We start from the raw sequence: 15,317 nt of genomic DNA on the forward strand, positions 1-15,317 counted from the left end.
GCTTGCCTATCGGGGAATTTTTTATTTCACGGCTAATGAGATATTTTCTGCTAAATAACTTAATAAAAGCTGAACAGATGGCAATAGCCCTTTACGTGATGGGTATACCGCATGAATAATATCTTCAGGGAAATGCCAGAGGGGTAATACCTCAACCAGCTCCCCCGAATTTAAATCTTTTTCTACCACACCATAAGGCAATCTTGCAATTCCGATCCCTTTTAACGCTGCTCGGTACAACGTCAACACATCGGTTGTGGCAAGTTTTGGTGTGAAGTGTTGAGTAAAACTCAATGCCTCACTATTTTTAAGCGTCAGTGTATAATTTTGCGAGTGCTCTGTATTAGCAAGTATTGGATAATCCACCAGCGCTTCAGGATCTTTTGGCGCACCTTGTTCACGAAAGAGCGATGGACTGGCCACTAATATTCTGCGTGAATACCCCAATACTTTCATCATCAACCCAGAGTCATCTAGCGGTAATGATCGCACCCGCAACGCTAAATCAAGACCTTCACTAATCACATCAACAGGGCGGTTAACGGCTAAGATTTGAATATTAATATCAGGATACTTAACCATAAAATCAATAAGTAAATCATTAAGATAAACTTGCAATAAAGCAACAGGGCACGATAACTTAATTGTTCCTTTAGGATGTGTTTGTACTGAACAAATAAGTTCATGCGCAATTTCCGCTTCATCCACTACATTTTTACATTGTTGATAGAAAACTTGCCCAATTTCAGTGACATGAAATTGGCGAGTCGAGCGGTAAATCAATGATACTTTCAGTTTTTGCTCTAAGTCTGCAATACGCCGACTGAGCTTTGATTTTGGTATCCCAAGAGCTAGTCCCGCTTGAGAAAAGCCACCATGCTCCACCACTTTCACATAATAATACAGATCGTTTAAATCATATTGCATACCGTTTTCTCACTTAAATACAACATAATGAAAAATGTTATAACTCTATATTACTTAAAAATTGGCAAAGCATCCCTAATCATCGATATTTCACTTTACCCTACCTGCTATCAAAACAAATAGTCCCGTTGTCAAAACAACTAAATCCCTATTACTAAAGGAAATAAACTACAGTAAAAGATTCTCTATGGAGGTTTGGTATGTATCGCGCATTATGGGCATTATTTCGCCCTTACCGTTTTATTTTAGCTTTTGCCGTCATATTACAAGCGATAGCAGGCATCAGCTCACTAATCCCTTGGATTGCCATCAGCCAAATCGCCGTTGCACCTATTGAGCAATATTATTATTGGATGATCATTGCCTTTATTGGTGGATTAATATGGTTAGTTGGCCAAACTCTTGCGCTCTACTTAACACATCAAACAGATAACCGCCTTTGCTACCATTTACGCCTAAAGCTACTGAATAAACTGGGTAAACTTCCATTAAATCATTTTACTCAGCATGGAAAAGACGGCGTTCAACAAGTTATTGAACGAGATGTTCGCGCACTCCACCAACTCACAGCACATGCCCCTGCCGATATTGTACAACTTATCGTTGTCCCCATCACCGCAGCTTTAATTTTATTATTTCAAAACGGCTTATTATTACTGTTTTGTTTGCTACCTCTAGCAACCTCTATTTATTTGTTTAAAATGATGCAGTCGCCACGTTACCAAGCGCTATACAGCGCACGTAATGAAACGATAGCCCATCTTTATGAACATTATGCTGAACTGGCTGATAACCCGTTACTCGCAAGGCAATTCCCGGAAAAATCAATTCAAAAAACGGTGACTCTAGCGCTGATTTCTTTTCAACAAGCTTTTGAACGTTGGATAAGTAAAATAGGTGCACTTAGCGCATTAACACAACTTGGTATTAGCACCACACTTCTCTCATTATGGGTAATTTTAGGGGCATGGATTCTCCCAGAACCCACGTCACTTGCTCAAATTATCTTATTCATACTCTTGATGCATAGCATAGCTGCGCCAGTTGCAGCAATGGGTCATGGCGGTGATGCACTCAATCTTGCAATTAGTGCATCACAACGAATTGAGCAATTACTTGAACTTCCTGAAATGCAGTACGGCGAAAAAACATTAAACGCCACAGCTTGTGATCTACAAATAGAGCATCTTAGTTATGCTTTTCAAGGTAAAATTTTATTATCAGATATTAACTTACACATAGAACAGGGTGAGTTTATTGCGATAGTCGGGCTATCTGGCGCGGGGAAAAGTACACTATTACAGTTAATGGCTCGTTTTCTAGACCCAACTCATGGCAATATATCCCTCAATAACAATCACTTTGGCACTGTTACTCTACCTCAATTATCATTAAACGGGCTTAACCAACAAATCTCTATTGTGATGCAAAATACCCAACCGATACCTTGCTCACTACGTGATAATTTACAGCTTTTTTCGTCTCATAGTACTACTGAGGATATTCATCATTACCTCGAAGCACTCAATTTATTACCGATATTGGCACAACACCCTAAAGACATCGATAGTATTGTGGGTACAGATATCAATTTATCTGGTGGTGAAGCTCAACGATTAGCCATTGCCCGGACGTTACTTTCCCCCGCACCCATTTTGTTGTTCGATGAACCCACATCAGCACTTGATCCACAAAATGCACAACGTGTTTTAACATTACTCGAAACCGATGAACGAACTCGAGTCCTCGTTACTCATGATTTAAATTGCTTAACTCGAGTCAATAAAGTGTTCTTATTAGATAACGGTGAATTAATTGCACAAGGAACGCATCAGCAGCTTTCTGAGCACTGTTTGCAATATCAGCAATTGCTAAGTGCTTTAGAGGAAAATAAATGATTAAAACACTGTTATACAACGTTCGCGGCGCTATTGCTTGGATGACACTAGGTGCAATACTTGATGGGATAAGTGGTTTACTGCTGGCCTCGGTAATCCTCAATTGGTCAGCGGGTGATAATACCTCATTAATACTGCTCACCATAAGTAGTTTGGCAGCACTATCTGTTACTTTCATGGCAACACAAAAAGGCTATTTAGCAGGTGGCACGGTAATGCGCTATTTAACAGCTGCCCTAATTCGCCATTTACCACTATCATTAAAACCCGTCAAAGCTGCGAGTCATCTAATATCAGGTCCAGCCTCGCAAATCATGTCAGTCCCAGCACACTTATTACACCCGATCATCAGTGGTATCGTCACCCCCTTAACTGTCGTTATTGGCTTATTAATTTATCAATTCGTCTTTGGCGGAATACTGTTACTTATTGGTGTAGCGCTGCTTTTTATATTGCGTTTTTGCGCCAAACAAATTGCTCGTGCGGAGCAAAAAGTTTATGTTTCTCAACAGGAAGTTATTAGTGCTCTTGATAATTTTGCAACCCACCAGCCTTTAATACGTCGTGCTGGAGTTAGCCAGAACCAACAAAAAAATCTAGAATTAGCGCTTAATAGCCAATATCACACCCAAAAACAGCTACAACGCCAAAGTCTTCCTTTTCATTTGTTGTTTTCATTATCGATTCAAATCATTTTTATTGGTCTGTTTTGTGCTGGTGCTCTATCCATGATGGGTATTTTTTCAGTAAATAACACCACGCTTAGCCTGAATGTCTGGTTGGCGGGCATGCTATTACTTGCTCGTTTTATTGAACCGTTATGGCTATTGTCCCATTTAGACCAAGCCTTGCGCCAATCTAAAAAAGCCATAGCGCAAATAGAACAAGCCCTTAAAACAGACGAACTTTTTTTTCCGAAAGAATCTCGATATCCTGAAAGCAATCAAGTGAGTTGTCATGCGCTATCCCATTACAGCCACGATAAAAAAAGAATTTTAAATAATATTACGTTAACGTTTAAAGAAAATGAATTGACCGCTATCGTCGGGCCATCAGGGGCGGGGAAAAGCACCTTATTAAGTTTATTAGCGCGTTTACAAGATCCCACTCAAGGCACTGTAAGCTACGGCAACATAGAAGTGACCCAGCTATCCCAACAAATACTTTGTGCAAAACGAGGTGTACTCTTTCAAGATAGCCGCCTATTTAGTGGCAGCTTACGGCAAAATTTATCTCTTCATATCAATAATATTGATGACCGACAGATAGCCATAATGCTATCAAGACTCAACATGGATGCAGATGATGAACTACTTGATAGTGATGTGGGAACCGGAGGTATGGCTCTTTCTGGTGGGCAAAGACAACGTTTATGTATCGCAAGGCTACTTTTAAGTCACCCTGATATTATTTTCATGGATGAACCGACCGCCAGCTTAGATTATATCAATACTGCTTCAGTTATTAATTTACTCAGCGAAGCTCATCAGCAAACTCGGATTATCGTTACTCATCAACCCATGTTTGCGCAACAAGCTAACCATATTATTTATATGGAAAATGGCAAGGTAATTGACCAAGGGTCGCATTACGAACTTATGGATAGAAGCCCTTGGTATCAACAATTTATTCATCACAATACATGAACAGTATATGAATTATATTAGCCACGTTTACCAAATAAACGATGGCTAAATTCTTCAATACAGCGATTATCCAAACGATTTTGCATAGTTAAACTCCAACTTGCCGATAACCCAGCCGCACTGAGAAGGCGACGATACAGCTCTTCATCATAAGGCGCATGGAACGCTATCATAATCGCTTCTTGTACCGAAATATCACTATTACGACTCAATAACTTCAAGGGTGTGCTTGCGCTAACACTACCGGTTTTAATCACTCGGTATAACCAACCACATCGCCCAGTTTCTTGCATCACTTGGGCAAAATTTTCGATCCCCGTTAAGCCATTAAGTTTATAACAAGGGGAACGGGGCTGGGTCACTTGAATACGGGCATCACCCCAAGCAAATATATCACCAATAAATACACTTTCTTCTGTCATACCTTCTGTTGATATATTTTCACCAAAAGCAGGTGGGATAAATAACTCTTCCTGTTCAGGGTAAGCGTTTAACCACAAAGCATAGTGTTCTCTTGGATAATGGCACAATGCTCTATCGGGACCACCATGAAAACGTTTTTCCGCCTGCTCATCACCTTCAAGCCCCATTTGTCCTAACGACAATAAGCCATCCGCTTCTCGCTTATAAATAGCGCTTTGACCACAAGATTGCGTTGATTGAATTTTGCCGATAAATACTTGAGGAAGGAATTGCATTGGCTTTAGTCTCTATTTAGGTCAGCACAAAGGGCTTCCATCATAAAGAATGCGATGAGATATAACAATAATTGACCAAATTAAAACAGGCATGATTTGGTTTAAATCATGCCTGCAAAATTATTCAATTAAAATTGAACAAAATTATTTAGTTTTTCCTGCAAAACGTTTTGCAGCTTCATCCCAATTCACTACTGACCAGAAGGCCTTAATGTAGTCAGGACGGCGATTTTGGAATTTCAGGTAATATGCATGTTCCCATACATCTAAACCAATGATTGGATAACCTGATACACCAGAAATAGCTTCACCCATAATCGGGCTGTCTTGGTTAGCAGTTGATACAACAGCTAATTTGCCGTCATCTTTAAGTACTAGCCATGCCCAACCAGAACCAAAACGTGTTGCAGCAGCTTTCTCAAATGTCTCTTTGAATGCATCTACGCTACCGAAATCACGCTCAATCGCAGCTTTCAATTCGCCATTTAATTCAGTACCTAATTTCAAACCATCCCAGAAGAAAGTGTGGTTTGAATGGCCGCCTGCGTTATTACGTACAAAAGTACGTTGATCAGCAGGGATTTGATCCAATTTTTGAATCAATACATTAATATCTAAACCTGCTAATTCAGGTAATTTTTCTAATGCTGTATTGGTATTTGTAACATAAGTCTGGTGATGCTTTGTATGGTGGATTTCCATAGTTTGTTTGTCAAAATGAGGTTCCAGCGCATCATAAGCATAAGGTAAAGCAGGTAATGTATAACTCATATTATTGTCTCCAGTGACTTATTAATATTTTCCCGTCTTACTCCAAGTTGCAGCTTACCTGTAACTCGAACTATTTTGGGTACATACCCTTAACTTCTCATTTTCAACACAAGGCTAATAGGGTATGCACTTACGTAATTACGCATCTTGTGAATTAGTACCATTATAGTTATTTTACTGTTAATGAAAATCATTATCAAATCCATAATAATTTTGTGGTCTTTCTCATCCGCTATCATTACTCTCTAATTCAGTAACAAATACCAATACACCAGCTATTTCATTTTCTTTACAACCAGATAATCTGATATTTTCAGCATTTAACTTCAGATTTGCATTTAGCATCAAATGATAATCCTGAAAATCTGATTACAATTAATACGTGATCTTCCGCTCAAAAGAAAAACAAATATCTATTTTTCTCTTTAGTTAACTATTTTTTGACATAGTATTAACATCTGCAAGGAGATAATAATATGACTCAAATAACTAAACATCCAGTTCCTACTGCAATTGCTAAAAATGCCCTAATAAACGAACAACAGTACAACGATGAGTACCAACGCTCGATTCAAGACCCTGAAGGATTTTGGGGCGAAAAAGGAAAAATCGTTAATTGGATAAAACCGTATACCCGTGTCAAAAACACCTCTTTCGACCCCGGACATATTGATATCCGTTGGTTTGAAGATGGTACTTTAAACTTAAGCGCTAACTGCTTGGATCGCCATCTGGCTGAAAAAGGTGACCAAACAGCGATTATTTGGGAAGGTGATGACCCATTATCATCAAAACATGTCACTTATCGCGAACTACATCATGATGTTAGTCAGTTTGCGAATGTATTAAAAAAATACGGTATCCGTAAAGGTGATGTCGTCGCTATTTATATGCCAATGGTTGTTGAAGCTGCTGTTGCAATGCTGGCTTGTGCACGTATTGGAGCTATCCATACTGTCATTTTTGCAGGTTTTTCACCAGAAGCGGTATCAGGCAGAGTCATCGACTGTAAAGCTAAGCTTATCATCACGTCTGACGAAGGGCTGCGCGCAGGTCGTGCAATCCCGTTAAAGAAAAATGTTGATGATGCCCTCACAAACCCACAAGTTACCACGGTTTCAAATGTTATCGTTTACCGCCGTACAGGAAACTCACCAAGCTGGGTTGAAGGCCGTGACCTATGGTGGCATGACATTATTCAAGGTGTCAGTGCAGACTGCCCACCAGAAGAAATGAATGCAGAAGACCCTCTGTTTATCCTCTACACTTCTGGCTCTACAGGCAAACCTAAAGGTGTATTACACACCACGGGTGGCTATCTGGTCTATGCAACATTAACATTCAAGTATACCTTTGATTATCACTCAGGTGAGGTTTACTGGTGTACAGCTGATGTCGGCTGGGTCACAGGTCACAGCTACCTACTGTATGGCCCATTATCAAATGGCGCTAAAACAGTGATGTTTGAGGGTGTACCTAATTACCCTTCAGTCAATCGCATGTGCCAGATTGTAGATAAACACCAAGTTAATATTCTTTATACTGCGCCAACCGCTATTCGAGCCCTTATGGCCGAAGGTGATAAAGCGATTGAAGGAACAGACCGTAGTTCACTGCGTATCCTCGGTTCCGTTGGCGAACCAATCAACCCAGAAGCTTGGGAATGGTTCTATAAAAAGATTGGTGATAGCCGCTGCCCTGTCGTTGATACATGGTGGCAAACTGAAACTGGTGGCTTCATGATAACCCCACTACCGGGTGCCACCATGCTAAAACCGGGTTCAGCTACCTTACCTTTCTTTGGTGTTCGACCAGCTATTGTCGATAACCTCGGAGAACCGCTAGAAGGTGCGGCAGAGGGTAACCTCGTCATCATTGATTCATGGCCAGGTCAAGCGCGTACCTTATTTGGTGACCATGACAGATTCGAACAAACTTACTTCTCTACCTTTAAGGGAATGTATTTTAGTGGTGATGGTGCTCGTCGTGATGAAGATGGCTACTTCTGGATAACTGGGCGTGTGGACGATGTATTAAATATATCAGGACACCGCTTAGGGACTGCGGAAATAGAATCTGCTCTCGTTTCACATCCAAAAGTTGCTGAAGCCGCAGTTGTTGGTATTCCTCATAATATCAAAGGGCAAGCTATCTATGCTTATGTCACTTTAATATCAGGAACAGAACCTTCCGCCGAACTCTATACCGAAGTTCGTAATTGGGTGCGCAAAGAGATAGGCCCAATTGCAACACCTGATGTTCTACACTGGACTGACTCTTTGCCTAAGACTCGCTCCGGCAAAATTATGCGCCGTATCCTACGTAAAATTGCATCAGGAGATACCAGTAATTTCGGAGATACCTCCACGCTGGCAGATCCGGGTGTAGTCGAAAAACTACTCGAAGAAAAACAATCAATGAGTATGTCATAACGCCAAAAGGCCAACTCATAGAGGCGGCCTTACATACATCCCAACAAGATGGTTTACTCTAAATAATTCGAGGCGCAGCTAGGCGACAAGCGAACGAATCACGAGGAGCATACACAAGTATGTGACTCGTGTGAGTGAGCGCAGCCAACAAAGCTGCAACTTGAAGTATAACGAGTATAACAGAGGAGAACTCTGATGAATGCTACTGCTTACGAAAAGGTAGAGAATAACCCTCGCTTTAAAGAACTGGTTAGAAAACGTAGTCGCTTTTCATGGCTATTATCAGCAATAACGCTAGCGCTATATGTTAGCTTTATTTTCCTCATCGCATTCGACCCAAGTTGGCTTGGCACACCTATAGCCGAAGGTTCTTATATCACAAGAGGCATTCCTGTCGGTGTTGGCCTCATTGTTATCTCTTTTGTCCTAACTGGGATCTACGTAATTCGAGCAAACGGTGAATTTGACCGCTTAACAGCTGAAATTTTACAAGAGGTAGAAAAATGAAAGTCTTCCCCTCTCTCGCTCTCTTTTTCACCTCATCAATCGCATCAGCAGATGCGTTAACCGGAGATGTTGAGCGCCAACCTGTTAATATTCAAGCAATCATAATGTTTTTATTGTTCGTCGGTTTTACGCTTTATATCACCTATTGGGCATCAAAAAGAACACGTTCGCGCTCTGATTACTATACCGCTGGTGGGAAAATAACAGGATTTCAAAATGGTATGGCTATTGCGGGGGATTTTATGTCTGCCGCTTCATTCCTAGGTATTTCCGCACTGGTTTATACCTCAGGATACGATGGACTTATTTACTCCATTGGCTTTTTAATCGGCTGGCCTATTATCTTATTTCTCATCGCTGAGCGTTTACGTAACCTTGGCCGTTATACCTTTGCTGACGTAGCTTCATATCGATTAAAACAAAGGCCTATACGCATACTATCTGCGGTAGGGTCATTGGTTGTTGTCGCACTCTACTTAATTGCTCAGATGGTTGGAGCTGGAAAGCTAATCGAATTACTGTTTGGCCTAAATTATCATGTGGCTGTCGTTATCGTTGGCTTTCTAATGGTGCTATATGTTTTGTTTGGTGGAATGTTAGCCACTACATGGGTGCAAATCATTAAAGCAATATTATTGCTAGCCGGTGCGACATTTATGGCAGTCATGGTCATGAAACATGTCGGCTTTAACTTTAATACCCTGTTTAAAGAAGCTGTTGCGGTTCATAAAAATGGTATCGCCATTATGAGTCCAGGAGGATTAGTTTCAGATCCTATCTCGGCGCTATCTCTTGGTTTAGCTCTTATGTTTGGTACTGCGGGTTTACCACATATCATCATGCGATTCTTCACTGTGAGCGATGCAAAAGAAGCACGTAAGAGTGTATTTTATGCAACTGGGTTTATCGGTTACTTCTACATATTAACCTTCATTATTGGTTTCGGTGCTATTGTGCTTGTCGGTTCAAACCCGGCCTTTAAAGATGCAGCCGGCGCATTAATTGGTGGAACAAATATGGCCGCAGTACATCTTGCAGATGCGGTTGGTGGTAACTTCTTCTTAGGTTTCATTTCTGCCGTTGCTTTTGCCACAATACTCGCCGTTGTCGCAGGACTCACACTTGCCGGTGCTTCTGCGGTATCTCATGACCTTTACGCTATGGCAATGAAAAATGGTAAAGCAAATGAAAAAGATGAGCTCCGAGTGTCTAAAATTACCGTTGTTATTTTAGGCTTTGTTGCAATCGGTCTGGGTATTTTATTTGAAAAACAAAATATCGCCTTCATGGTTGGATTAGCATTCTCAATTGCAGCTAGCTGCAACTTCCCAATTATTTTACTTTCAATGTATTGGCGCAAGCTGACAACACGAGGTGCATTAGCGGGTGGTTGGTTAGGCCTGTTAACAGCGGTTGTTTTGATGATCTTAGGACCCACAATTTGGGTTGGTATTTTGCATCATGATAAACCTATTTACCCATATGAGTATCCTGCATTATTCTCAATGATCGTCGCATTCACAGCTTCATGGCTGTTCTCTGTGACTGATAATTCAGAACAAGGAAGAATGGAAAAAGAACGCTTCAGAGAGCAATTTGTTCGTTCTCAAATTGGTTTAGGTATCGAGAAGGGAAAATCACACTAAAAATTATTTTCCTCATACTCTTAAAAAACGACTCAATGAGTCGTTTTTTTATTTATAAAAACACCCTCGTTATTATGAACTTATAAACACTAACACCTACACATTAACCATGTGTAATTATTTTTTATTTAATTAAACACATATAAAGTAGAAACAATAAATATTATTATAAATAACAATATTTAATTAATATGATTATTAATAAATTAAAAATAACATTAATCGCCATAACTATATTATATTAAATAAAAATTTAAATCACAAAAATATAAATAGTTTTTAATCTATAAATACCCATCATTATCATACAATTAACAATTATTAATTTAATTATATTTTTTTAACCTTGATCATTTTAATATTTACTTCTATTAATTAAACGACTAAGAACCAATACTTAAAAAAGGAAGCATTCATTATGTTTGAAAAAATAAATTCAAATAAAATAGAGGAAATAAAGAAGGTAAAAATAAGCACATCAACAATTATAGATATACTTGATGGGTTAAAATCCGGTGATGTTTTATCTCATCAATTATCATCGTTGAATAAGAACAATTATTACATTGTTGGGCAAGCTTATACTGTTCAATGGAAATTAGTTAAAAAAGGTAAGAACATTATAGAGAAGCAACCATCAACATGGGATCAAGTCCGTCAATTTTTGGTACCTGAGCTAAAATCAGCCGAAGGTTTAATATACATCGCAGGTGCTGGTGATTTAATTAAGCACGCAGCTTTAGCGGGTGGAATGAGCTGTACATATTTTCAAAAGCTCGGATTTAATGCCATTATTTTAGGTGGCGCCGTTAGGGATATTAATGAATTGAAAGATTTAGATATCCCTGTTATTGCGAGTAACATTACCCCTTCTGATACACAAGGCGCCTACTATGTAAGTGAAACAGGCACTAGCTGTCGAATTGAAGATAACACGATTTATACAGGAGATCTGGTTATTTCTGATCCAAACGGTACTGTCATTGTCCCATTTAATTTAATCGATAAAGTTATCGATGAAGCAATGATTATTAATAGCACTGAAAATACAATGTTAGAAAAAATAAAGTCAGGACAAAGATTGCCCGAGCTAATCAATCAAACAGGAAGAATATAATTTTATACTTATTATGAGGTAACACTATGTTTACCATCCATACATTAGGTCCTAAAGATACAAACTGTGAAAAGGCGGCTCATTTTTGGTTAAAACAAAAAAATTTAACTGGTAATGTTGTCCTTCATGAAACTTTAGAAGTTGCTGTAGAAAAAATAAAGAAAGATAATAATTGTATTTTACTTGGATGCATTGTTTACCCTTACTTACACAATATAGTTTTTAAAAATTTAAACTTATTAAAACTAACGGATTGTTTTGTTATGGACACTCATAACATGTTATTTGCAAGCCGATTTAATGATTTAAATAAAATAAATAAAGTCGGTTCTCATCCCGCACCAAAGGATTTAATTTCTGAAATAAAAAATTTAAATCCTAAAATAGAATCGATACTTTTTAATTCAAATAGTGAATCAGCGTTACAGTGCGCAAATGGCACTGTTGATGCATGTATTACAACGCTTAAAGCTGCTGAACGAAATAAATTAACCGTTTTACATGACTTTGGTCCCGTTCCAATGGGTTTTTCTATTCATTCTAAAATATACTAAATCTGAAATAATGTGAGGAAATAAAATGAGCCTTTATTTATCAAATGAAATGATCTCCTACGATATGGATTTACACCGCAACGAAGGTGAGGAAAGTAAAATAAAAGCCAAGTTTATACATGGTACAGGTTTTACTATCGCATTTTGGACATTTAAACCTAATGCAATCATTCCTGAACATGTTCATGAACATGAAACAGCAACAACAATATTAAAAGGTTCCCTAAGACTCACAGTCGATGGCCGAACAGTTTATTTACATGCGGGAGACTCTTTTATTATACCGTCTTGGGCAACCCATGATGCCGAAGCGCTAGAGCCATCAGAAGTTATTGATGTTTACACACCTGTCAGAGAGGACTATTTAGCAAGACAAAATGGCTCTGTTGAAACCTATTTGAACACCTCTCAACAAAAAAACTAGCTCTTCACAACCAAACTTGTAGCCTCAAGATTAAGGAAAAGATATGTTACTTTCTTATGACTATGACGTTATCACAGGAAGAAATGATAATATTCCGAAGAAGCTAGATAAATCCTTCACGAATAATACTCAACCCTCTTCATGGGAGCCATCCTCTTGGACGGAGTTTCCGATAGAGCAAGACCCTCTATACCCCGATAAATGCGCTTTAGATTACTTTCAAACACGTTTAAGGAATCACCCTCCGTTAGTGCTTGCTTCTGAAATAAGAAGCTTCAAAAAGACACTAGCTGCTGTTACTGAAGGTAAAGCATTTATCTTACAAGGTGGGGACTGCGCAGAATCCTTTGATAGCTGTAAATCCACGATTATCCGAGATTTAATTTATACCTTTAATCAAATGTCTGGCTTAATAAATCAATCAACTAAACTGCCTATTATAAAAGTTGGGAGAATTGCAGGTCAATATGCCAAACCTCGTAGTAACTCATTTGAAATAAAAGACGGTATTGAGCTCCCTAGCTATCGAGGGGAGATTATCAATGGGTTAGATTTTTCAGAAAAAAGCCGTACACCTGACCCGCAAAGAATGCTAAATGCCTACCATTACTCATCAGCAACGCTAAATTTAATTAGAGCGATAAATACCTCTGAGTCTCCTGAGCATCAATATAAATTAAATATAAAAGTGTATCCGGGTTCAACGGAGCAGCCACATTATATTTCCTTTCTTGAAGCGCTATATAAAACAGTCAATTATCTTTCCAATAAAGAGAATGTGACAAAACCAATTTACATCAGCCATGAAGCATTACTTCTTCCTTATGAAGAAGCAATGACAAGAAAGGATTCCAGTGATAACAAATGGTATAACTGCTCAGCACATATGGTGTGGGTTGGAGAACGTACTCGAGATATCAATCAAGCACATATTGAATACCTTAGAGGCATAGAAAATCCAATAGGAATTAAATGTGGGCCTAAAATGACAGGAGATACACTCATTAAGCTAATAAGTAAGCTTAATCCGAGTCAGGAAGCGGGTAAAATTATACTTATTGTCAGAATGGGTGTTGATGCTATCAAGGAGAAACTACCGCTTTTATTGGAGGCGGTGAAATATCATGGCTCACCTGTAATTTGGATGGTGGATCCAATGCATGGTAATACTAAGAGTGCTGAAAATGGATATAAAACTAGATATTTTTCCGATATTTATAATGAAGTTACACAATTCTTAACAATACTCAAAGCTTCACATATTCATCCAGGAGGATTACATCTCGAAATGACAGGACAAGACGTCACTGAATGCACGGGAGGATTACAAGAAATACAAGGAAATGATATCTCCTATAAATATCAAACTCTATGTGACCCACGATTAAATAGAATGCAATCTCTTGAGTTGGCTTATCTTTTTGGTAAAAATTGGCAGTAATAAATTGTGATTACTAAAAAAATTCAATCCCCTGCCATTATCGGCGGGGGATATCTAAATAAGACACAGTAATTAACGCTAAATATTATCTTGAATAATATTGTCTTTCAGATTCAACCCAATTATCAACTAGCATAAAAAAATGTTGAGGATCAGTCTGCTTTTCTTCACGTAATTTCTGGTACTCAGCTTTATTCTTAGGTATGTAGCGCGATAGTAGTTGGCTTAAAACAATCTCTTTTTCTGCAAAACGAGAACCAATTTTAAATTGTTTATATAATAAAGTAGTAACTATAGCGCTCAGAGCTAGCATACCTAAGCCAAGACTAAAGCTATAGTCAATCGCAAGAAAATTTCTAACTGTATTTAGTAATAAAAATGGCACAAAAAACATCACGAGCAATGACAGAATGATCGCACCATCTTGCCCATTATTGAATTCATTTTCTTGCTGTTTGTTTACAGATACTATTTGGTCAAAAACTTGATGATTAGCGCTTTTTATTTTTTTCATTTTATCCACCTTTGATAAACAAACAATCTTCATAATAAGTACAAAAGATAAAATTTTTGCACCTTTCTCATTTGTCTATTTTCCAGCTTATAGTGTTCATTTTATCCTACTGATGAGACTATCAATAAGTAAATTCCCTTTATAAAATGACAATATCGCTTAGAAAAACCACTATATGCAGTATAAACACAACTAAATGAAACATCAATTTAACAATTTTTATCTATTTTATGAAACATAAAAAGACCTATTTATAACAATTACACCTGTGATTGTATATCTACAAAACAGATAAATAACTTATTATTAATTGATATTCATAGCATTAGTTAGTCCAAAAGCATTTTATTGACCAAACTCAATGTGTTAAATGAAGATAAAAACAAAATTATTTAAGTGAAAATACAACAAGTAAATGTATATGGAGCATATCAGAATCATTATTATTATTAATATAAAAAAATATTTTCAGGCATGACCAATTTTATCATCAATACTTGGCTAAGTGCATGCTCACACTTCTTCCACTAAGTGAGCTGTTACTCACTACTTTATGTTGAGCGAATCCATTCACAGCCATAATGTTATTCACAATGTGAGCATAGCCAACTTCATCATCAATACACAACTAAGCACAAAACTCATACTGCTTCCACCAAGTGAGCTGTTACTCACTACTTTATGTTGGGCGAATCCATTCACAGCTATAATGTTACTCACAATGCGTGCATAGCCAATTTCA

The 15,317-nt window shown here is 38.1% G+C and carries 13 protein-coding genes; 9 read left to right on the forward strand and 4 right to left on the reverse strand.

Going from position 1 to position 15,317, the window contains the following annotated elements:
• Positions 1 to 21: 21 nt before the first annotated feature.
• Entirely contained in the window at positions 22 to 927 is a 906-nt protein-coding gene (locus DD649_RS18325) for a LysR substrate-binding domain-containing protein (protein ID WP_294110328.1), read from the reverse strand.
• Between the two features lie 200 nt (positions 928 to 1,127).
• On the opposite strand from DD649_RS18325, the gene DD649_RS18330 reads away from it, so the two are divergent.
• Both DD649_RS18330 and DD649_RS18335 read left to right on the forward strand, forming a co-directional pair.
• On the forward strand, positions 1,128 to 2,825 hold the full coding sequence (locus DD649_RS18330) for an ABC transporter ATP-binding protein (protein WP_336431027.1): 1,698 nt from the start codon (positions 1,128 to 1,130) through the stop codon (positions 2,823 to 2,825).
• Positions 2,822 to 4,471: an ABC transporter ATP-binding protein gene (locus DD649_RS18335; protein ID WP_336431028.1), complete on the forward strand. Its 1,650-nt coding sequence runs from the start codon at positions 2,822 to 2,824 to the stop codon at positions 4,469 to 4,471. Before DD649_RS18330 ends, DD649_RS18335 begins: the two co-directional genes overlap by 4 nt.
• Positions 4,472 to 4,488: 17 nt before the next feature.
• On the opposite strand, the gene yiiM is transcribed toward DD649_RS18335, so the two are convergent.
• A complete protein-coding gene (gene yiiM / locus DD649_RS18340; protein WP_294110332.1) occupies positions 4,489 to 5,169 on the reverse strand; it encodes a 6-hydroxyaminopurine reductase in 681 nt (226 codons plus the stop codon).
• A gap of 144 nt (positions 5,170 to 5,313) precedes the next feature.
• Positions 5,314 to 5,940 carry a superoxide dismutase [Mn] gene (gene sodA, locus DD649_RS18345; RefSeq protein ID WP_294110334.1) on the reverse strand — a complete coding sequence of 209 codons (627 nt, stop codon included), beginning with the start codon at positions 5,938 to 5,940 and terminating at the stop codon, positions 5,314 to 5,316.
• Between the two features lie 476 nt (positions 5,941 to 6,416).
• Between sodA and acs the strand changes: the two genes are divergently transcribed.
• The 7 genes from acs to DD649_RS18385 all read left to right on the forward strand — a co-directional run bounded on the left by acs (position 6,417) and on the right by DD649_RS18385 (position 14,061).
• A complete protein-coding gene (gene acs, locus DD649_RS18355; protein WP_294110338.1) occupies positions 6,417 to 8,372 on the forward strand; it encodes an acetate--CoA ligase in 1,956 nt (651 codons plus the stop codon).
• A gap of 195 nt (positions 8,373 to 8,567) precedes the next feature.
• A complete protein-coding gene (locus tag DD649_RS18360) occupies positions 8,568 to 8,879 on the forward strand; it encodes a DUF485 domain-containing protein (protein ID WP_336431029.1) in 312 nt (103 codons plus the stop codon).
• Entirely contained in the window at positions 8,876 to 10,525 is a 1,650-nt protein-coding gene (gene actP / locus DD649_RS18365) for a cation/acetate symporter ActP (protein WP_294110339.1), read from the forward strand. Before DD649_RS18360 ends, actP begins: the two co-directional genes overlap by 4 nt.
• Before the next feature lie 418 nt (positions 10,526 to 10,943).
• A complete protein-coding gene (locus tag DD649_RS18370) occupies positions 10,944 to 11,642 on the forward strand; it encodes an RraA family protein (protein WP_294110341.1) in 699 nt (232 codons plus the stop codon).
• 26 nt (positions 11,643 to 11,668) lie between these two features.
• On the forward strand, positions 11,669 to 12,196 hold the full coding sequence (locus tag DD649_RS18375) for a prephenate dehydratase domain-containing protein (protein WP_294110344.1): 528 nt from the start codon (positions 11,669 to 11,671) through the stop codon (positions 12,194 to 12,196).
• 25 nt (positions 12,197 to 12,221) lie between these two features.
• Positions 12,222 to 12,620, forward strand: coding sequence for a cupin domain-containing protein (locus DD649_RS18380; protein WP_294110346.1), 399 nt, complete (start codon positions 12,222 to 12,224; stop codon positions 12,618 to 12,620).
• A 43-nt stretch (positions 12,621 to 12,663) separates the two neighbouring features.
• Positions 12,664 to 14,061: a 3-deoxy-7-phosphoheptulonate synthase class II gene (locus DD649_RS18385; protein ID WP_294110348.1), complete on the forward strand. Its 1,398-nt coding sequence runs from the start codon at positions 12,664 to 12,666 to the stop codon at positions 14,059 to 14,061.
• 85 nt (positions 14,062 to 14,146) lie between these two features.
• Here DD649_RS18385 and DD649_RS18390 read toward each other — a convergent pair whose 3' ends face one another.
• Complete coding sequence (locus tag DD649_RS18390; protein WP_294110350.1) at positions 14,147 to 14,575, reverse strand: hypothetical protein; 429 nt, start codon at positions 14,573 to 14,575, stop codon at positions 14,147 to 14,149.
• Between the last annotated feature and the right edge of the window lie 742 nt (positions 14,576 to 15,317).

It is taken from the genome of Providencia sp., assembly GCF_003533305.1.
Lineage (GTDB): Bacteria > Pseudomonadota > Gammaproteobacteria > Enterobacterales > Enterobacteriaceae > Providencia.

What these genes read in the sequence shown, in the direction of transcription:
- DD649_RS18390 (WP_294110350.1), bottom strand. Translation starts at nt 14,575, where the DNA reads ATGAAAAAAATAAAAAGCGCTAATCATCAAGTTTTTGACCAAATAGTA.
- DD649_RS18360 (WP_336431029.1), top strand. Translation starts at nt 8,568, where the DNA reads ATGAATGCTACTGCTTACGAAAAGGTAGAGAATAACCCTCGCTTTAAA.
- DD649_RS18380 (WP_294110346.1), top strand. Translation starts at nt 12,222, where the DNA reads ATGAGCCTTTATTTATCAAATGAAATGATCTCCTACGATATGGATTTA.
- DD649_RS18325 (WP_294110328.1), bottom strand. Translation starts at nt 927, where the DNA reads ATGCAATATGATTTAAACGATCTGTATTATTATGTGAAAGTGGTGGAG.
- DD649_RS18370 (WP_294110341.1), top strand. Translation starts at nt 10,944, where the DNA reads ATGTTTGAAAAAATAAATTCAAATAAAATAGAGGAAATAAAGAAGGTA.
- sodA (WP_294110334.1), bottom strand. Translation starts at nt 5,940, where the DNA reads ATGAGTTATACATTACCTGCTTTACCTTATGCTTATGATGCGCTGGAA.
- actP (WP_294110339.1), top strand. Translation starts at nt 8,876, where the DNA reads ATGAAAGTCTTCCCCTCTCTCGCTCTCTTTTTCACCTCATCAATCGCA.
- DD649_RS18330 (WP_336431027.1), top strand. Translation starts at nt 1,128, where the DNA reads ATGTATCGCGCATTATGGGCATTATTTCGCCCTTACCGTTTTATTTTA.
- DD649_RS18385 (WP_294110348.1), top strand. Translation starts at nt 12,664, where the DNA reads ATGTTACTTTCTTATGACTATGACGTTATCACAGGAAGAAATGATAAT.
- DD649_RS18375 (WP_294110344.1), top strand. Translation starts at nt 11,669, where the DNA reads ATGTTTACCATCCATACATTAGGTCCTAAAGATACAAACTGTGAAAAG.
- DD649_RS18335 (WP_336431028.1), top strand. Translation starts at nt 2,822, where the DNA reads ATGATTAAAACACTGTTATACAACGTTCGCGGCGCTATTGCTTGGATG.
- acs (WP_294110338.1), top strand. Translation starts at nt 6,417, where the DNA reads ATGACTCAAATAACTAAACATCCAGTTCCTACTGCAATTGCTAAAAAT.
- yiiM (WP_294110332.1), bottom strand. Translation starts at nt 5,169, where the DNA reads ATGCAATTCCTTCCTCAAGTATTTATCGGCAAAATTCAATCAACGCAA.